Origin of the sequence: Streptomyces sp. NPDC038707 (genome assembly GCF_040636485.1) — a bacterium.
Taxonomy (GTDB): domain Bacteria; phylum Actinomycetota; class Actinomycetes; order Streptomycetales; family Streptomycetaceae; genus Streptomyces.
In genome coordinates, this window is record NZ_JBEZUP010000016.1 from 1 (window position 1) to 19,985 (window position 19,985).

The window sequence follows — 19,985 nt, forward strand, 5'->3', positions numbered from 1 at the left end:
GGCGACGCCCTGTCCATCGGCGGCAACCACCTCATCCACGCCCTGCGCCGCAACGTCAACCTGAAGATCCTGCTGTTCAACAACCGGATCTACGGCCTGACCAAGGGCCAGTACTCCCCCACCTCCGAGGTCGGCAAGATCACCAAGTCGACACCGATGGGCTCCCTCGACGCCCCCTTCAACCCGGTGTCCCTGGCGATCGGCGCGGAGGCCTCCTTCGTCGCCCGCACCATCGACTCCGACCGCAAGCACCTCACCGAGGTCCTGCGCCAGGCCGCGGCCCACCCCGGCACGGCCCTCGTCGAGATCTACCAGAACTGCAACATCTTCAACGACGGCGCCTTCGACGCCCTCAAGGACCCGGACACCCGCGACACCTCCCTCCTCCGCCTGGAGCAGGGGGCGCCCTACCGGCTCACCCCGGACGGCGAGGAGACCGTCCACGACCCGCACGACCCCGACCCCACCCGGGCCTTCGCCCTCTCCCGCATGAACCACCCCACCCCCATCGGAGTCTTCCGCTCCGTCGAACGGCCCGTCTACGACGTCCAGATGACCGACCAGCTGGACCTCGCCGTCGAACAGCACGGCAAGGGCGACCTGGCGGCCCTGCTGGCGGGCGGCGACACCTGGACGGTCGTGCCCGAGAGGAGTTCCCGATGACGTACGTGATCGCCGAGCCCTGTGTCGACGTCCTCGACAAGGCGTGCCTCGACGAGTGCCCCGTCGACTGCATCTACGAGGGGGAACGCAAGCTCTACATCAACCCTGACGAATGCGTCGACTGCGGGGCGTGCGAGCCGGTCTGCCCGGTCGAGGCCGTCTTCCACGAGGACGACGTGCCCGACGAGTGGGCCTCCTACCGGAACGCCGACCGTGAGGTGTTCGTACCGCTCGGCCGGACCAGGCCCGAAGGGGTCCTGCCCGACCACCCCCTGGTGGCGGGGCTCCCCCTGCGAACCGGCTGACGTACCTCAGCACACACACGACGGACCGGCCGGCGCCGACGGGCGCCGGCCGGTCCGTCTGTCCGGTTGTGCCAGACGTCGTACGTACGGTCATCCGTGGCAGGGCCCGGCACGACGCGGTACGCCTCAGGAGCCCAACAGCACGGGGCGGCGAGAGGCAACCTCTCCGGAATGAACTCGGCGTGTCCGATCTCCCCGACCGCGCTCGGCGGTGACGACGCCTTCCTGTCGAGACAGTCGGCGACGGCACTCGGCACGTACGCGCGGTAACCCGCCCTGGAATCGGGTGCGTGAACAGGAATGCAGTACCCGAACCCTTGGAAGCGCGGGACCGTCTCCTCGGCCGGCCTCCGGCTGAGCACCGGGACAACGGCCTGCCCGCTGGGGTAGTCCGACACCGTTCCCCCCGGGTTGCCGTGCCACTCGGCGTCCAACGCGTGGGGAAGTGAAGTGACGCCGTCGTCCATCTCCCAGCGCATCAGGGGAAGGGCGTCCACGAGGAGACCTTTGCAGTGGTCACCGAAGGAGGGTGTGACGGTCATGGGCGGTCCAATGCGCGGTCGGGCCTCGAGACGTCGCAGGTATGTGCGCCGGTGCGTGTAGTCGCGCGGCGTCGGGTGGTCGAGCGGTACGCCGTTGGAGGCGGGGTGGCCAGGCCCAGCATGTCGAGCCGGGTCTCCGGGGTGAGGACGTACGCGCAGGGGATGGGGACGGGGCCCGGTTCCAGGCCGAGCCCGTGAGCACCAGTTCCTGAAGACGAGGGTCCGCCCAAAGGCCTCAGGGCACGGGCCGCTTCCCAGGCGGGCGAGCAGCCACGCCGGCCGTCGGAGCGCCCCGGCCCCCACTGGACGGTCCTGGAACCCCGCGACGCCCAGCGCCCCCATCGCCGCCACCGGCCCCGCTCCGGCCGGCGGGCGCTGACTGACGACGCCGTGGCTGCCGTGCCGCACGACGGACCGTTGAGGGGCCGGGGTCGAGGCGTCCTGGCGGCCCCCGTGTCTCAGCGGCCGTAGGGGCCCTGCGGTGAGCCGTACTCGGCGACGAGGCCCAACTGGCCCGGTTCGCTGATGGAGGACGGGACCTCCGAGACGAACGACACCGTGCCGATGACCCGTTCCGACGCGTTCTCCGCCTCCTTGGCGGCGGTCTCCAGCCGTTCCAGGTCCGCGGCCGCCACGAGGGCGACGAGCGGCTTGCCATGACGGGTCAGGACCACCTGCTCGCCGCCGTAGACCACGCGGTTGATCAGCTCCGCGAGCTCCGCCCGGGCTTGCGTCACTGGAATCTCATAAGCCATGCTCTGATTCTACGGTCTGTACGTCCTGTACATTTGGATCACGTGCTTGAGCCGCTGCCCGGACTCGTCCGGCCGCGTGGAGTGCTGGAGCGATCGACAAGGAGATGTGTGACGTTGGGCGGCAACCTGATCCGCTTGAAGGTGTCCAGTGGGCCGCACGCCCTGGTCTTCATCCATCCGGCGAGCGGCTCGGCCGCCTCGTACCGCGCCCTCCAGCCGCACCTGAGATCGGACTGCTCCGTCTACGCCTTCCACTCGCCGGGCATCGACCCCGGCCGGCCCCGGACCATCGAGGCCATCGCGGACGCTTATCTGACGCAGTATCTGGAGGCGGACTCCCGCTCCGTGCCCGTCTTCGTCGGCTGGTCCTTCAGCGGGCCGGTGGCTGTGGAGATGGCACGCCTCGCCGAGGAGCGGGGCGTCGCCCCGGCCGGTGTCATCCTGCTGGACAGCGGGACGCACGAGGTGCTGGGGGCCCGGACCGTCGATCTCGCGTCGGAGGCGGGGGGACTCTTCGGGATCGACCTGTCCGAAGCTCCCGACGCCTCCTCCGTGGATGCGCTCCTCGACCACGCGGCCGCCCTGATCGCCGTTTCCAGCGAGACGCCGGGGCTCACGGGCCAGGACCTGCGCCCGTTCTGGGACACGTACACCTGGTACCAGGGCATCTTCGACGACGGCTGGCGGGCCGAACCGTGCGCGGCGCCGCTCCTGGTGATCCGGGCGCGTGACGAGAAGGGCTGGAACTCGGCACCGGACTGCCTCGGCTGGTCGGAGGTGGCCGGCCGGCCGGTCTCCGTCGCCTGGGCCGGCGGCACGCACTACACGCTGATGGACAACAGCAGGCTGGGGGACATCGCCCTCCTCATCGAGGAGACCGTCCAGAAGTGGACGGCCTGACAGGGTCCCTCCCCGACTCGCACCGGTTCGTCGATCCGACCGTCATCACCCCTCGCAACGACAGGACGATATTGTGAATTCCGGCAACTTCCACGACTTCCGCGCGCACACGGACCGGTCCGCGCAGGCGCGCTACGTGGTTCCGCGTTTCGTGGAGCGCACCTCCCAGGGCGTCCGCGAGTACGACCCGTACGCGAAGCTCTTCGAGGAGCGGATCATCTTCCTCGGCGTCCAGATCGACGACGCCTCCGCCAACGACATCATGGCCCAGTTGGTGTGCCTGGAGGGCATGGACCCGGACCGGGACATCTCGATCTACATCAACAGCCCCGGCGGCGACATGACCGCCCTGACGGCGATCTACGACACGATGCAGTTCGTGAAGCCCGACATCCAGACGGTCTGCATGGGCCAGGCGGCCTCCGCCGCGGCCATCCTGCTCGCCGCCGGCACCCCCGGCAAGCGCATGGCGCTCCCGAACTCCCGGGTGCTGATCCACCAGCCGGCCGGCTCCACCGGCCGCGGCCAGCTCTCCGACCTGGAGATCATCGCCAACGAGTTCACCCGGATGCGCGAGCAGCTGGAGAACATGCTGGCCAAGCACTCGAACCAGCCGCTCGAGAAGGTCCGCGAGGACATCGAGCGCGACAAGATCCTCACCGCCCAACAGGCCCTGGAGTACGGCATCGTGGACCAGGTCGTGACGCCGCGTAACAGCCACCTGGCCCCGTGATGTTCCCGGAGGAGCCGAGGATCCCGGCCCTCACCGAAGCGGAGAGCCAGGTCATCGACGCCTATCTCGCTGTCCTGAAACGCCTGCACAGCGTCAACCCGACGCAGACGACGGGGACGTACACGGCACTCCGGGCCGCGCAGGCGCTCGTGGGCGAGGCGCGGGCGCTGCGGGACGCGCTGGCCACGATGTTCGAGCGGCGGGAGAGCGAGATCCACGTGCGCACCATGGCGAAAGCCCTGCGCTCCCTCGACGGTGACCGCTTCCTCCCCCGCCTGGGACCCGCCGGCGAGGGGACGCCTCCCGGCGGTCCCGACTCCTTGTAAGCCTCGCGCGCCTCCACTCCCGGTGGCTCCCACGTCGGGCCACCGGGAGTGGCATGCCTGCCTGCTTCCACCCCATTCCACGAAGCCGTGCCCCCGCACCCTGTCCGTGTGTGCATGGTGAATGTTTGGATTGTGGGAATGTTTTGCAAATCTCGCGCCCCGCCGGTTAACCGGCCGAGGTCCATTCGCCGTGCCTCCAGGTGGCTTTGAAAGAAGATTCCCCTGGCCGGGTTGACTCCTCACCCCCGCCGGGCTAGAAATGGGTTGATCTTCGTCGGTGGTTGCGACAAGCTCGTACCCGACTGCGGCAGGCTAATTCACGACCGAGTCGCTCTCATGGGCATTTTCTGCCCGATTCACGAAACGGGGATGCGGACATGAACACCGCCAGCGACATTGCGCACTGGCTGAGGCGAAAAATCGGTGAACAGCTCGGGGTGACAATCCATGACACTGACATGGAGACCCAGTACCGGGACCTGGGCATCGACTCCGCCGCGATGACCGCCCTCACCGCAGAGCTGGCGACGGAGCTCGGGAGGTCCCTTCCTCCCACGCTCGCCTGGCACTTCCCCACCATCGCCCGCCTCGCCGAGGCCCTCGCCGGCGGCCTGGACGGCCCCGCCCCCGCGGCAGCGCCGGCGGACCGGGCCGACGCCGCGCCCTCTGACGAGCCCATCGCCGTCGTGGGACTGGCCTGCCGCTTTCCGGGGGCGCCGAATGCCGAGGCGTACTGGAACCTGCTGCGTTCCGGTGGTGACGCCGTCACCGGCATACCCCCGGAGCGCTGGAACGCCGAAGCGCTGTACGACGCCGACCCCGCCACCGCCGGAAAAATGAGCACACGGCGCGGCGGTTTTCTGGCCGACGTGGACGCATTCGATCCGCAGTTCTTCGGAATATCCCCGCGCGAAGCCATTCAGATGGATCCGCAGCAGCGAATCGCCCTGGAACTGGCATGGAGTTCCCTCCAGGACGCCGGTATACCGCCCTCGTCCTTGCGGGCGGGTAGCACGGGCGTATTCCTGGGGACTTTGTGGAGTGATTACGCGCGGCTTTCCGGGCGTAATCTGGAATCGATCGAGCAGCACACCGCCACGGGCCAGGAACCGAGCATCGTGCCGGCCCGTGTGTCCTACACCCTGGGCCTCCAGGGACCCAGCATCGGCGTCAACACCGCCTGCTCGTCGTCCCTCGTCGCCGTCCACCTGGCGTGTCAGAGCCTGCGCTCCGGAGAGAGCGCGCTGGCCCTCGCCGGCGGCGTGAACCTGGTGCTCGCGCCGGAGAGCAGCGCCGCGATGTCGAAGCTCGGGGCGATGAGCCCGCGCGGCCGTTCGGCCGCGTTCGACGCGTCCGCCGACGGATACGTCCGCGGCGAGGGCGGCGGGATCGTGGTGCTGAAGCGGCTCTCGGCGGCCCTGGCCGACGGGGACCGGATCCACTGCGTGATCCGGGGCAGCGCGGTCAACAACGACGGCCCCAGCAACGGCCTCACCGCCCCGAACCCCTCCGCGCAGCAAGCCATGCTCCGCACCGCCTACCAGCGCGCCGGTGTCGACGTCCACGACGTCCAGTACATCGAGACACACGGCACCGGAACGCCGCTCGGCGACCCCATCGAGGCACACGCACTCGGCACGGTGCTGGGCGACGGCCGGCCCGCCGAATCGCCCCTGCTCATCGGTTCCGTGAAGACCAACATCGGTCATCTGGAGGCCGCGGCGGGCATCGCGGGACTCATCAAGGTGGCCCTGTCGATGCGCCACCGGTCCGTCCCCGCCACCCTCCACCACACCCGGCCCAACCCCGACATCGCCTTCGACGCGCTGCGTCTGGCCGTGCCGACCGCCCTCACCGCCTGGCCGGCCGACGGCGACAGGATGCTGGCGGGCGTCAGCTCCTTCGGCTTCGGCGGCACCAACGCGCACGTGGTCGTGGAGGGGCCGCCCGTCAGCCCCGTACAGCTGCTGCCGCTCTCCGCGCCCAGCGAGGAGGAACTGCGGGAGGCCGCGGACGCGCTGCTCGGCGACGTCACCGAGGATCCGTCGGAATCCGTCCCGGCCTGGTGCGCCACCGCCGCCCTGCGGCTGACCGCACACCCGTACCGGGCCGCGGTGACCGTACGCGACCGGGCCGGCCTGCGCAGAGCGCTGAAGGACATCGCGTCCGGCGCCGGTGCCGGTGCCGCGGACGTGGGCCCCCGTCTCGCCTTCGTGTTCTCCGGGCAGGGCTCGCAGTGGTGCGGCATGGGCCTCGAACTGCTGCACACCGAACCCGTCTTCCGCGAGACGCTGCTGGAGTGCGACCGCCTCGTCCGCGCCCACGCCGGCATCTCGGTCGTCGAGGAGCTGAGGCGTGACGCCGACACGTCCCGCCTGGACGCCACCACCGTGATGCAGCCGGCCGTCTTCGCCGTCCAGGTCGCCCTCGCGGCGCTGTGGCGCTCCTGGGGCATCGAGCCGGACGCCGTCGTGGGCCACAGCCTCGGCGAAGTGGCGGCCGCGCACGTGGCGGGCGCGCTGCGCCTGGCGGACGCGGTGCGCGTGGTGTGCGAGCGCAGCCGCCTCATGGAGCGCATCGAGGGCCAGGGCGCCGTGGCCGTCGTGGACCTGCCTTTCGCCGAGGTGTGCGACCTCCTCGCCGACCGCCCCGGCCTCTACCCCGCCGGGGCGAACAGCACCAGGAGCTCCGTGATCTCGGGAGACGCCATGGCGCTCGACGCGTGCCTGGCGGAGCTGCACCGGCGCGGTGTCCGCTGCCGCCGGGTGAACATGGGCGTCGCCTCCCACAGCGGTCAGTGCGACCCCCTCCTGCCGGAACTGCGCGAGGCTCTGTCCGGCGTACGGCCGTCGCAGGCCGGCGTCCCGGTCATGTCGTCGGTCACCGCCGATTTCGTCGCGGGAGAGCAGCTCGACGCCGCCTACTGGGTGCGCAACCTGCGCGAACCCGTGCTCTTCGCACCGGCGGTCGAGCGGCTCATCGACGCGGGGTACGAGCACTTCCTGGAGGTCAGCCCGCACGCCGTGCTCACCGGCCCGGTGGACGTCATCGCCGAGGACCTCGGCAGGCCGGCCCGTACCCTGGCGTCCCAGCGCCGGGGACAGGACGCGCGTGACGTCATGCTGAGCACCCTCGGCGCGCTGTACCGCGCGGGCCGCGCCGTCGCCTGGCGCCCCGTCTACCCGGCGGACCTGACGCTCGCCGGACTTCCGCCGGCGGCGGAGCGGCTCGCCGCGCCGGTGGCGGAGGAGCCACGCGTCCGCACCCTCGCGCTGAGCGCCCACTCGCTGCCTGCCCTGCGGCAACTGGCACGTGAGACCGAGGAGCTGCTGACCGGACCGGCGGCGCGCGTCGACGTCGACGACCTGTGCCACACCGCGGCGCTCGGCCGCGACCACCACGCGCACCGTGCGGCGGTGGTGTTCGCCTCCTCCGGTGAACTCCGTGACCGGCTCCGGGAACTCGCCGCGGGGCACGCGACCGATGGCCTGGTCACGGGCAGGGCCCGGCGCGCCACCGCCGGACCCGTGTTCCTCTTCTCGGGCCAGGGGGCCCAGGCCGCCCGTATGGGCTGTGAGCTGTTGGCCCACGAGGCGGTCTTCCGGGACGTCGTCGAGCGGTGCGACCGGTGGCTGGCGGAGACGGCGGGCTGGTCGCTCATCGACGAACTCCGCAAACCCGAGGGCTCCTCCAGGATCGACGAGACCGAGATCACCCAGCCCGCGCTGTTCGCCCTCCAGGCGGGCCTCGCCGCACTCCTGCGCTCCTGGGGCGTCCACCCGGCCGCCGTCGTCGGACACAGCGCCGGCGAGATCGCGGCCGCCCACTGCGCCGGAGCCCTCACTCTGGAGGACGCGCTCAGCGTCGCGCTCCACCGGGGCCGCATCCTGCAGCGGGCCACCGGAACCGGCCGCATGGCGGCGGTGGGCCTCGGAGCGCGCGAGGTGGCGGAACTCCTGGCCGGCCGGCCGGGCGAGGTGTCCGTCGCAGCCGTCAACGGCCCCCGTACGACGCTGGTGAGCGGCGACACCGAGGCCCTGCGGGCCCTGCTCGACGACCTCCCGCCCGCCGTCTTCCGGCGGATGCTCCGCGTCGGCTACCCGTCGCACAGCCCCCGGATGCGCGCGTACCAGGAGGAACTGGGCCGTCTGCTGGCGGACATCCGGCCCCGGACGGGCGATGTCCCGGTGTTCTCGACCATCGACGCCGGCTTCTTCCCCGGCGAGCACTTCGACGCCGCGTACTGGGTCCGGACGATCAGCGAGCCCGTACGGTTCTCGGAGGCCGTCGACGCGCTCGCCGCCGAAGGACACCGCGCCTTCGTGGAGCTCGGACCCCATCCGGTCCTGGTCGCCCCGGCGACCCAGTGCCTGGAGGAGGCGGGCCACGACCCCCTCGTCGTCCCCACCATGCGCCGGGGAAGCGGGGAGTGCCGGGCGCTCCGGGAAACGACCGCCACCCTCTGGGCCCATGGGCAGGACGTGGACCGCAGGGCCCTGCGGTCCCGGCCCGGCCGCCTGGTCACCACACCGGAGCACCCCTGGCAACGGGACAGGTACTGGATCGACCCCGCGCCGATCGGTACGGCGGCGGCACCGCCCGGAGCCGCACGGGAGCTGCCGGAGCTCCTGGAGCGACTGGCCCGTGGCGACGTGGAGCGCGTCACCGGCGAACTCGTCCGCCGGGGCGGGCTGTCGCCGGACGAGACGCGGCTCCTGCCCAGGATCCTGGAGCGCCTGGCGTCGTCGCCGGCGGAGGACGGCACCGGCGACTGGCTGCACGAAGTCGTCTGGCACGACAAGCCGTTGCCGGCCCCGGCGAAGGCCGCCGAGCCGGGCAGCTGGATCGTCCTCACCGACGACCCCGGGGGTGTGTTCGCCGGCTCGGTGGCGCACGCGCTCCGCTCGGCCGGGCAGGAATGCGCCCTGGCACGGACCCCGGCGGAACTGCCGCAGGCGCTGGGGAAGGCGACCGCCCCCTGCCGCGGCGTGGTCCACCTCGTCGGTCCCGAGGAGGCGTCCGCGACCGAGGACGCGTCCGCGCTCGAGCAGGCGCTGGAACGCTCGCTGCGTCCGGCTCTGGCCACCGTGCGGGCGCTCGCTTCCTGGGAGGGACGCCCGGCGCCGCTCCTGTGGCTCGTCACGTCGGGCGCCCAGCCCGCGGGCGAGCGGCCTGGCGAGGGCCGGGCGGCCGACAGCAGAAACGTTTCTCATGGTGCACTGTGGGGCTTCGGCCGAGTGGTCGCACTGGAGCACCCCGAGGTGTGGGGCGGACTCCTGGACCTCGACCCGGCGCAGGCCGACCCCGCACGGGCGGCGGACGCGCTGGTGCGGGAACTCCTCGCGGGAGACGGCGAGGACCAGATCGCCTTCCGTGACGGCGCGCGCCGCGTGGCGAGGGTGGCCCGTTCGGCGAGCGCGGCACAGGACGGGTCCGGCGGCCGCGCGCCGCGGCCCCGGATCCGCCCGGACGGCTCCTACCTGATCACCGGGGGTCTCGGCGGCATCGGTCTCGTGGTCGCCCGCCGGCTGGTCGCCGCCGGAGCCCGCCACCTGGTGCTGCTGGGCCGTCGGGCACCGGACGCGGACGCCCGCGCCGCGCTCGCCGAACTGACCGCGTCCGGCGCGACCGTGGACGTCGTGCAGGCCGACGTCACCCGCGCCGAGGACGTGCGCAGCGTCATGGACGCCTTCGGGCGGCACCGTCCGGTACTGCGCGGCGTCTTCCACGCGGCCGGTGTCCTCGACGACGGGACGCTCCTCCAGCAGGACTGGAACCGGTACCGGGCGGTGCTGGCCCCCAAGGTGATCGGCGCGCACCACCTGGACCTGTGCACGCGCGACCTGCCGCTCGACTTCTTCGTGCTCTTCTCGTCGTTCGTCGCCGTCCTCGGTTCCCCCGGGCAGGGCGGCTACGCGGCGGCGAACGCCGCACTGGACAGTCTGGCCGACCGCCGCGTCGCGCTGGGCCTCCCCGCCACGAGCGTCAACTGGGGGCCGTGGGAAGGCGTCGGCATGACGGACTCGGCCGCCGCGGCCCGGTACCGCTGGAGCGAACGCGGAGCCCGCACGATCACCCGCGCCGAGGGTGCCCGCCTGCTGGACCGGATCCTGGAGCACCCCGCACCCAGGCCGGGTGTGTACGCGGTCGACTGGGCGACGTACGCCGACTGGCTGCCCGCCACGGCCAACCGCGGCCTGCTCGCTCTCGTCCACGCGCCCTCGGCCGCGGCGGCCGCCGGGAGCGCGGGCAGCGCAGGAAGCGCAGGAACCGCCGGGAGCGCCGCCGCGGAGGACGAGCCCGCCGGCGCCGGACACCCGCTGCCGGACCGGCTGGCCGCGCTCGAACCCGCGGACCGGCAGGAGCACCTGGTCGCGCACCTGGCCGCCCACGTGGCCGGCATCGCGGGCTTCCCCGCGCACCACGCCGTGGACCCCGACACGGGCTTCTTCCAGCTCGGCATGGACTCCCTCATGAACCTGAAGCTGGTGAGCCGCCTGCGCGAGGACCTGGGCGACCGGATCACCGTGACCGGAACGCTGCCCTTCGACCACCCGACCTGCGCCTCCCTCGCCGCCCACCTCCTCGACGAGCTGGGACTCGCCCCCGAAGACAAGGCGGAGCCGGACCCGGACGGCGCCGGCGTCGAGGAACTGCTGGCCGAAGTGGAGCGCCTGTCCGCCGACGAGGCGGCCCGCTACCTGGACGAACTCACCTCGGCAAACGAGCCCGGAAGGGACCAGACGCATGAGTAGCATCACCGAGCGCATCGCGGCGCTCCCGGCGTCCCAGCGGGCCCTGCTGGAGGAACGCCTCCGGCGGCAGCGGCAGGCCGCGGAACCCGCCGCCGCCCCCGAGCCCGCCGACCGCACGCCCCTCGTTCCCGAACCGATCGCCGTCGTGGGCATGGGGTGCCGCTTCCCCGGCGGGGCGCGCGACCCGGAGTCCTTCTGGGAGCTGCTGAAGTCCGGGACGGACGCCACGTCGACCGTGCCCGCCGGGCGGTGGGACGCAGACGCCCTGCACGACCCGGACGGAGGCCGGCCCGGCACCGTACGGTCGAAGCGCGGCGGCTTCCTCGACGCGATCGACACCTTCGACGCCGAGTTCTTCGGCATTCCGCCGCGCGAGGCGGAAACCCTCGATCCCCAGCACCGGCTGCTGCTGGAGGTCACCTGGGAGGCCCTGGAAGACATGGGGCAGCCGCCCACGGCGCTCCGGGACACCGCGACAGGGGTCTTCGTCGGCATCGGCATCGACGACTACAAGCTCCTGCAGACCGCCGACCTGTCACGCATCGACGGGCACATGGGCACGGGCAACCTCTTCTGCGCGGCCGCCGGACGCCTCTCGTACCTGCTCGGTGTCCGCGGCCCGTCCCTCGCCGTCGACACCGGCTGCTCGTCCTCGCTGGTGACGGTCCATCTGGCGATGCAGAGCCTGCGGTCGGGCGAGTGCGACCTCGCCCTCGCCGGTGGCGTCCACCTCATGATCGCGCCGGAGATGAACGTCTATCTCTCCCAGGCCGGCGTCCTGTCGCCGCAGGGGCGCAGCCGTGCGTTCGACGCGTCGGCCGACGGATACTCCCGGGGCGAGGGCGCCGGGATGGTCGTCCTCAAGCGGCTGTCGGACGCCCGGGCCGCGGGGGACACGGTGCTGGCCGTGCTCCGTGGCTCCGCCGTCAACCACGGGGGCCGCGGCAGCGGTCTCACGGTCCCCAACGGCAGCGCCCAGCAGGAGCTGATCGGCACCGCCCTGAAGGCGGCGGCCGTGGAGCCCGCGGAGGTCGACTACGTCGAGACCCACGGCACCGGCACCCCGATCGGTGATCCCATCGAAGCCAACGCCCTCGGTGCCGTCCTCAGGCGTGGCCGGACCCCCGACCGCCCTCTCCTCATGGGCACGGTCAAGACGAACATCGGCCACCTGGAGGCGGCGGCGGGCATAGCGGGCCTCATGAAGGTCGTCCTCTCGCTGCGTCACGAGGAGATACCGGCCCACCTCCACCTGCGGGACCGCAACGACCGCATCGCCTGGGACGACCTGCTGCTGGACGTGGTCACCGAAGCACGGCCGTGGCCTCGTACCGGCCGCCCCCGCAGGGCGGGGGTGAGTTCCTTCGGGATCGGCGGCACCAACGCGCATGTGATCGTGGAAGAGGCTCCGCCCGCCCCGGCGCCGCCTCCGGCGGCAGGCGTCCGGGAACGGTCGCACCACCCCGTGGCACTGTCCGCCCACGACGGGGCCGCTCTGCGGCGCCTGGTCGAGCGTTACCGCGACCACCTGGAGCGGCACCCGGACCTGCCGTGCGCGGACGTGGCGTATTCGGCCAACACCGGGCGCGCTCATTTCGCGCCGCCGCACCGCGCCCTCTTCGTCGCGTCGGGCACCGAGGACCTCAGGGACCGGCTGTCGTCGTGGCAGGCACAGGCGCCGGGCACGCCGGGCGCGAGCCCTGGCCACGTGGGCGCCGCAGGCCGCGGCTTCCGTACCGCGTTCCTCTTCACCGGCCAGGCGTCGCAGTACTTCGGCATGGGCGCGGGGCTGTACGACAGCCAGCCGGTCTTCCGCGCAGCCCTCGACACCTGCGCCGAGCTGCTGCGCGACCGCTTCGGGTGGTCCCTGACCGACGTGCTGTACGCGCCGGACGGTGACCGGACGCTGATCGACCGCACGCGGTACGCGCAACCCGCTCTCTTCTCCGTCGCCTACGCCCTGGTGTCCCTGTGGAAGGCGTGGGGCATCACCCCGTCCGTCGTTCTCGGGCACAGCGTCGGCGAGCTCGCGGCCGCCTGCGCCGCCGGAGTCCTGCGGGTCGAGGACGCGCTGACGCTGGTCGCCGAACGCGGCCGGCTCATGGACGGACTGCCGGGGCGCGGGGGGATGGCCGTCGTCATGGCGGACGAGCCGACGGTGGCCGGGATGCTCGCGCCCTACGCGGGACGGCTGGGTGTCGCGGCCGTCAACGGTCCGCTCCAGACGGTGGTCTCGGGCCCCGCCGACGACCTGGAGGACCTCCTCGGGACGCTGCGCGCCCGGGACGTCACCGCTCGTCGGCTCACCGCTTCGCACGCCTTCCACTCCGCGCTCATGGAGCCCATGCTGGAGCCGTTCGGCGCCTTGGCCGCGGGCGTGCCCCACCGGCAGGGCGGGATCCCGCTCATCTCCACCGTCACGGGCGGGCGGATCGACGGCGACGGCCTGGCCGGGAGCGACTACTGGCGGCGCAATGCCCGCGACACGGTCCGGTTCCTTCCCGCCGTCCGGGCGCTGCTGGAGCGGCGGTTCGACGCGGCCCTGGAGATCGGCCCCGAGCCCGTCCTGACCCGTCTGGTCACCCGGCAGGGCCTGGACCCCCGGGAGGACCGGCTCTGGCTGCCGTCCCTGTCCCGCCACACCGACGACTGGCAGCGGATCCTCCAGACCCTCGGGAGCCTGTACGAGGCCGGCGCCGACGTCGACTGGCATGCCGTCGACGCCGGATTCCACCGGAACAGGGTGCCGCTGCCGACCTATCCGTTCGCCCGGACGCGCTACTGGAGGGACACGCGCGGCACGGGGAGCAGGGGAGCCGCAGGGGCCGCTGCCGCGGGCCGTCCGGACGCCTCGATCTCACCGGACTCCTCGGACTCTTCGGCCGGTACGCCCGTCTTCCCGGGTACGCGGCTGAACTCGCCCGCACTGCGCGACACGGTGTTCCACCACCGGTTCACCGCCCACTCCCCGGCCTTCCTCGCCGACCACGTGCTGTTCGGCGAGGTGGTCGTCCCGGCGGCGTCCCACCTGGCCATGACCGTCGCCGCCGTCGCACGGGGCGGCCCCGAGGGCAGGGGCGTCCTGCTGGAAGGGGTCTCCTTCCCGCACGCCATGACCGCCGATGACGCCGGCCGGGACGTACAGCTGATCATCGAGGGCGACGACGGGCCGGACGCCCGGGCCTTCAGCGTGGTCAGCGCCCCCGCCGGGGAAACGGGCGGGCAGGGCTGGATCACGCACGCCCGCGGCACGGCGCGCGTGGCCCCGGCATCCGGTACGGCGGATCGTGCGCGGGCACTCGGTGAAGTGCTCGGCGAGCGGGGCCGGCGACTCGACGGCACCGGCTTCTACGCCGCGATGCGCGAGAGCGGGGCCGAACTGGGGCCCGGCTTCCGGTACATCGACGAGGTGAGGTGCCGTCCCGGAGAGGTCCTGATCCGGATGCTCCCGCCCGAGCGGCCCGGCCCGGACGGTGATTTCCTCCTGCCTCCGGGGCTGGTCGACTCCTGCGTCCAGGCCGTGGTGGCTCTGGTGTGGGCCGCCCGGCCGGACGAGGAACTGGGCGTGCGGGTGCCCGTCCGCCTGGACGGCCTGACATATCGTCAGGCACCTCCGCACGCGCCCCTGTGGTGCCACGTGCGGGAGCGGGCGGACCAGAGCCCCGGCGGTGACACCGTGGTGGCGGACCTGCTGCTGGCCGACGAGGACGGCAACGCCCTTCTGGAGATGGAGGGTGTGTGGCTGCGCCGGGTGTCGGCGGAGACACTGCTGCGCCGGGACGCCGCCGTCGTCCGGCAGCCCGCGTGGGAGGCCGCGGAGGCCCCCGACGTCTCCCCGGCCGGTACGCCGCTCCCCGCGGACTGGCTGGTGCTGGCCGAACGCCGGGGCGTCGGAGCCGAGCTGGCCGCACAACTGCGCCCCCTCGCCCGGCGGGTCACCCTCGTCGAGGCCGGCGCCCGCGAGGAAGCGGACCTCGCCGCGCTCGTACGCGAGTGGGAACAGGAGGCCGGCAAGGGGCCGTTGAACGTCGCCTTCCTGTGGGGACTGGACCAGCCGGGGGAAGTGGGCCACGAGCTCACGGCCGACCAGGTCGACGCCGCCCAGGCGCGGGGATCCGCCGCGCTGCTGTCCGTCCTGCGGGAGCTGGGCGGCACCGGGCGCGAGGCGCGGGTCCTCGTGGCGACCCGCGGCGCGCAGTCCCCGTCCGTGCACCCGGCCGGCGTCGTCCACGCTCCGCTGTGGGGCCTGGCGGCCATCGCGAACGCCGAGAACCCCGACGTACGCTGCGTCCTCGTCGACCTGGACCCGCACGGGGAGGCGACGGCCGGGCGCGAGGCCGGAACGCTCCTCGCGGAGGCGCTGCGGCCTGTCCCCGACGACCGTGTCGCCTGGCGGGACGGTCGACGCCACATCGCCGTGACGACGGACGTGCCGCCCGCGTCGTACGACGGCACCGGCGTGCCGGAGCCGGCCCGTGCGGACGGGACGTACCTGGTGACCGGCGGGCTCGGGGCGCTGGGCCTGCACACGGCGGACTGGCTCGTCCGGCGCGGGGCCCGGCACCTCGTCCTGGTCGGGCGCCGGGCACCCTCCGAGGGCGCGCGGTCCGCCGTCGACCGGTGGCGGCGGGCGGGAGTCCAGGTGCTGGTCCGCCAGGCCGACGTCGCCGATTTCGACGCGATGCAGAGGATCCTCGCCGAACTGGAGGGCACCATGCCGCCGCTGCGCGGGGTGGTGCACGCGGCCGGGGTGCTGGACGACGGGAGCCTCCAGCGGCAGACCGCCGACCGCCTGCGCGCCGTGATGGCTCCGAAGGCGCGCGGCGCGTGGAACCTGCACCTGCTGACCCGCGACACCAAGCTGGACTTCTTCGTCCTCTACTCCTCCGTGGCCGCGCTCATGGGCTCACGCGGCCAGAGCGGGTACGCCGCCGCCAACGCCTTCCTCGACGCCCTCGCCCACCACCGGCAATTCCTCGGCCTGCCCGGCACGAGCGTGGCGTGGGGACCGTGGAGCGGCGCCGGCATGGTGGCGACCCTCGACGAGCCCGCCGGCCGGCGGGTGCGGGAGAGCGGCTTCGGCATGCTCCGGCCGGGACCCGCGATGCGGGCCCTGGAGGACCTGCTGCGGTCGGGGATCCCGCACGCGTACGTCCATGCCGGCGACGCGGCCGGTGAGCGCCGTGAGGAGCGGCCCGCGGCCGCGCGGCCGGCCGGGGCGGGTGACGCGGCCGGGCAGACCGTCTACGACCGTCCCGTCACGCTCGGGCCCGCGCTCCCGCCGCGGAACGCGACCGAGGCGGAGCTGGTGGCGATCTGGGAATCGCTGCTCGGTATCCATCCCATCGGCGTCGAGGACGACTATTTCCGGCTCGGCGGCGACTCCATCACCAGTCTGCGGATCATCAGCAAGGCCAAGCAGGCCGGGATCCGCCTCAGCGAGGCCGACTTCTTCGCCCATCCGACGGTGGCCGAGCTGGCGAGGCTCGCGGCCGCTCCGGCGAGTACCACTTCGGCGGACACCGCTCCGGCGAGCACCACTCCGGCACCGGCCGAGGCACCTGAGGGCACCGGCGTCCCGCAGAGCCATCTGGCCGAGGACGACCTGCGGCGGCTGCTGTCCCGCATCGGTGCCACCGGGGCCGGCGACGGCGGCGGGGACGACGTCCGCGGTGACGACAGCACCGGCGACGACAGCCGCAGAGACCACAGCGACACAGAAAGGCGGAGCCGGTGACGGCGAGCATCGAGGGCGTACACCCCCTCTCCCCCTTGCAGCAGGGCCTCCTCTACCACACCGTCCGCGACCCGGGGACGTCCTTCTACGTCGACCAGATCATCCAGACACTCGACGGCGACCTGGACACCGACGCCCTGGAACGGGCGTGGCAGCGGGCGGTCGACCGGCACACCATCCTGCGGTCCTCCTACCACTGGGAGGAGATCGACGAGCCCGCCCAAGTCGTCCACGCCCGTGGCACGGCGCGTGTCGAGCGGCACGACTGGCGGGACACAGAAGAGGCCCATGGCGTCGAGGAGCGCCTGGAGGAGTTCCTGCGCCGTGACCGGCGCCGGGGGTTCGGCCTGGACCGGGCACCCCTCTTCCGGCTGCACCTGATCCGAGTCGCCGACCGGCGGCACGTGTTCGTCTTCCGCTACCACCACATCCTGCTGGACGCCTGGTCGGCTCTGATGCTGCTGGAGGAAGTGCTCTCCGCGTACGACCACTTGGTGCGGGACCTGCCCCTGGCCTCCCCGGCCGTACGGCCGTACCACGACTACGTCGCCTGGGTACGCGGTCAGGACATGAGCCGGGCGGAGGAGTTCTGGCGCGGGGAGCTGGCCGGGTTCCGGCCCGCCCCGCTCCCGGTGGCCGAGCCCGTGGCCGGGCCCGCCGGCAAGGACACCGGCCGGGAGGACACCGGCCGGGAGAATCCCGAGGTGTCGCTGGTGCTCGCGCGGGAGACGGGTGACGCCCTGCGACGGCTCGCCCGCGAGCACGGGCTGACTCTCAGCACCGTGCTCCAGACGGCCTGGGGCCTGCTGCTGAGCCGGTACACCGCCCAGCAGGACGCGGTGTTCGGGATGACCATGACGCACCGGCCGGCCGAACTGGACGGAATCGAGGACACCCTCGGCCTGTTCATCAACACGCTGCCGTTGCGGACACGGGTCGATGCGCACCGCCCGTTCGCCGAGTCGTGCGCGCGGGTCCAGGGGACGCAGGCGAGGGTGCGGGGCTTCCTGGCCAGCCCGCTGGCGGACGTCCAGCAGTGGAGCGACGCCGCACCGGGCGAGCCGCTGTTCGAGAGCATCATGACGATCCTGAACGTGCCCCGGATCACCAGCCTGGGCAGCCGCACCGGCGAACTGGAGGTGCGGCGCGGCGAGTACCGGTACCACACCAACTACCCGTTGGCCGTCCTCGTCATCCCCGACGAGGAGATCACCCTGCGCATCGGGTACGACCCGGCCCGCTTCGAGGCTGCCGTCGTCGAGCGCATGCTGGGACACTTCGCCACCGTCCTGGAGACGGTCGCCGCCGATCTCACCATCCCGGCCGGCCGGATCCCCCTCCTGACCGCCGGGGAGCGGCGGCTCATCGAGGAGTGGGGCGACGGCGGGCCTGTGGAGCCGCGGCCCGGCCTGTGTGCCCACCACCTGTTCGAGCGGCAGGCGCGGCGGTCACCGGACGCGCCGGCGGTCGCCTTCGGGGAAGAGGTCCTGACCTACCGTCAGCTCGACGAGCGGGCCAACCGGCTGGCGCGTCTGCTGCGCGCACACGGCATCGGTCCGGAGGCCCGGGTCGGGCTCTGCCTGGACCGCTCGGCCGACCTCGTGGTGGCGTTGCTCGCCGTCCTGAAGGCGGGCGGCGCGTTCGTGCCGCTCGACCCCGCCTACCCGGCGGAACGCCTCGACTTCATGAGCCGGGACGCGGGGCTCTCCCTCCTGCTGACCAGCGGTACGGCGCGCGGGCACCTGCCCACGACGCTCGGTGTCCCCGCCATCCTGCTGGACGAGCGGGCCGAGGAGATCGAGCGGTTCGGCACGGAACCGCTCTCCGACGGCGTCCGGCCCGGCAACCTCGCGTACGTCCTCTACACCTCGGGATCGACCGGGCGGCCCAAGGGTGCCCTCATCCCTCACGAGGGGCTGGTGAACAGCTGCCTCGCCCAGCACGACGCGTTCGGCATCACTCCCGCGGACCGGGTACTGCAGTGGGCGTCCCCGAGTTTCGACGCGTCGGTGTTCGAGGTCTTCCTCGCCCTGGGGACGGGCGCGGTCCTCCTGCTCGCCTCGCGGGAGGACGTCATGCCGGGCCCGGGCCTCGTCGACCTGCTGGCGCGTGAGCGGGTCACCTGCCTCGTCATGCCCCCTTCCGCGCTCGCCGCCCTCCCGCTGGAGGCACCCGAGCGGCTGCCCCTGCTGCGCACCATCGTGCTCGGCGGCGAATCGATCTCCCCGGCCCTGCTGAGCCGGTGGTGTCCGGGGCGACGGGTCTTCAACGTGTACGGACACACGGAGACGAGCATCTGGGCCACGGTGGAGGAGTGCTCGGCCGACGGGCGCCCGCCGTCGGTCGGCCGGCCGATCCCCGGGATCCGGCTCCACCTGCTCGACAGTGCCGGCCGGCCCGTTCCCGTCGGAGTCCCCGGTGAGCTGTGCCTGGGTGGCGTCGGTGTCGGCCGCGGTTTCCTGAACCGCCCCGCTCTCACCGCCGAACGCTTCCAGCCGGATCCCTTCTCCGGTGTCCCCGGGGCCCGCCTCTACCGGAGCGGGGACCTGCTGTGCCGGCGTCCCGACGGGCGTCTCGTCTTCGTCGGCAGGGCCGACGGGCAGGCCAAGATCCGGGGCCTGCGCATCGAGACGGGTGAGGTGGAGAGCGCCCTGCTGGAGCACGCGGCCGTGAAGGACGCCGCCGTCCTGGTGCGCGACAGCGCCACCGGCGGGGACGGGGGGACGGGAGCGGACCAGCGGCTCATCGCGTACCTCGTCCTGCGGCCGGGAGAGGCACCGGTGGAGGACGAGTGGCGCCTCTTCCTGCGCCGGACCCTGCCGGACTACATGGTGCCCAACTCCTTCGTCGTCCTGGACTCCCTGCCCCTGACGGCCAACGGCAAGCTGGACCACGCGGCCCTGCCGGCGCCCGAGCGCCGGGTGCCGGACAGCCGGCGGGCGGAGTCCCTCACCCCGCTGGAGCGGCGGGTGGCCGAGCTCTGGGCGCAGATACTCGGCCTGGACGGCGTCGGCGCGCACGAGGACTTCTTCGCCCTGGGCGGCAACTCCATCAAGGCCACCCGTATCGCCTCCCGCGTACGCCAGGAATGGCAGGTCGACTTCTCCGTGCGCGCGGTGCTGGAGGGCGCGACCGTCGCTGCCTGCGCGGCCGCGATCGAGCAGGCGCGGGAACTGGCACGGCCCTGACCTCCGGCCGGCCGTCACCCCACTCCCCCATTCCCCCACGCCTCACCGAAGCGCACCCGCGCGCCCGCACTCCCCTGCTTC

The 19,985-nt window shown here is 72.9% G+C and carries 8 protein-coding genes and 1 pseudogene; 8 read left to right on the plus strand and 1 reads right to left on the minus strand.

Annotated elements, in window-relative coordinates:
• Positions 1-663 (plus strand): thiamine pyrophosphate-dependent enzyme (locus tag AB0E62_RS22215; RefSeq protein WP_362196313.1); only part of this gene is annotated, 663 nt, incomplete at its 5' end.
• Positions 660-854 (plus strand): annotated as a pseudogene (gene fdxA / locus AB0E62_RS22220) (ferredoxin); the annotation flags it as partial. The gene AB0E62_RS22215 and the pseudogene fdxA, both read left to right, overlap by 4 nt.
• A 1,114-nt stretch (positions 855-1,968) precedes the next feature.
• On the opposite strand, the gene AB0E62_RS22225 reads toward fdxA, so the two are convergent.
• Positions 1,969-2,265 carry a type II toxin-antitoxin system Phd/YefM family antitoxin gene (locus AB0E62_RS22225; RefSeq protein WP_362196316.1) on the minus strand — a complete coding sequence of 99 codons (297 nt, stop codon included), beginning with the start codon at positions 2,263-2,265 and terminating at the stop codon, positions 1,969-1,971.
• Between the two features lie 114 nt (positions 2,266-2,379).
• Here AB0E62_RS22225 and AB0E62_RS22230 point away from each other — a divergent pair, with 114 nt between their 5' ends.
• The 6 genes from AB0E62_RS22230 to AB0E62_RS22255 all read left to right on the plus strand — a co-directional run bounded on the left by AB0E62_RS22230 (position 2,380) and on the right by AB0E62_RS22255 (position 19,904).
• Positions 2,380-3,165, plus strand: a complete 786-nt coding sequence (locus AB0E62_RS22230) for an alpha/beta fold hydrolase (RefSeq protein WP_362196319.1) — start codon at positions 2,380-2,382, stop codon at positions 3,163-3,165.
• Between the two features lie 73 nt (positions 3,166-3,238).
• Entirely contained in the window at positions 3,239-3,898 is a 660-nt protein-coding gene (locus tag AB0E62_RS22235) for an ATP-dependent Clp protease proteolytic subunit (protein ID WP_362196322.1), read from the plus strand.
• Positions 3,898-4,224, plus strand: coding sequence for a hypothetical protein (locus AB0E62_RS22240; protein WP_362196692.1), 327 nt, complete (start codon positions 3,898-3,900; stop codon positions 4,222-4,224). The genes AB0E62_RS22235 and AB0E62_RS22240 overlap by 1 nt, the downstream gene beginning before the upstream one ends.
• 377 nt (positions 4,225-4,601) lie before the next feature.
• Positions 4,602-10,979 (plus strand): type I polyketide synthase, encoded by a 6,378-nt coding sequence (locus tag AB0E62_RS22245; RefSeq protein WP_362196325.1) that lies wholly within the window; start codon positions 4,602-4,604, stop codon positions 10,977-10,979.
• Positions 10,972-16,716, plus strand: coding sequence for an SDR family NAD(P)-dependent oxidoreductase (locus AB0E62_RS22250; RefSeq protein ID WP_362196328.1), 5,745 nt, complete (start codon positions 10,972-10,974; stop codon positions 16,714-16,716). Before AB0E62_RS22245 ends, AB0E62_RS22250 begins: the two co-directional genes overlap by 8 nt.
• Positions 16,713-19,904: an amino acid adenylation domain-containing protein gene (locus tag AB0E62_RS22255; protein WP_362196331.1), complete on the plus strand. Its 3,192-nt coding sequence runs from the start codon at positions 16,713-16,715 to the stop codon at positions 19,902-19,904. The genes AB0E62_RS22250 and AB0E62_RS22255 overlap by 4 nt, the downstream gene beginning before the upstream one ends.
• Positions 19,905-19,985: the final 81 nt, after the last annotated feature.

Excerpts from the sequence above, each read along its gene's own strand:
- AB0E62_RS22225 (WP_362196316.1), bottom strand. The coding sequence starts at position 2,265 with ATGGCTTATGAGATTCCAGTGACGCAAGCCCGGGCGGAGCTCGCGGAG.
- AB0E62_RS22240 (WP_362196692.1), top strand. The coding sequence starts at position 3,898 with ATGTTCCCGGAGGAGCCGAGGATCCCGGCCCTCACCGAAGCGGAGAGC.
- AB0E62_RS22245 (WP_362196325.1), top strand. The coding sequence starts at position 4,602 with ATGAACACCGCCAGCGACATTGCGCACTGGCTGAGGCGAAAAATCGGT.
- AB0E62_RS22250 (WP_362196328.1), top strand. The coding sequence starts at position 10,972 with ATGAGTAGCATCACCGAGCGCATCGCGGCGCTCCCGGCGTCCCAGCGG.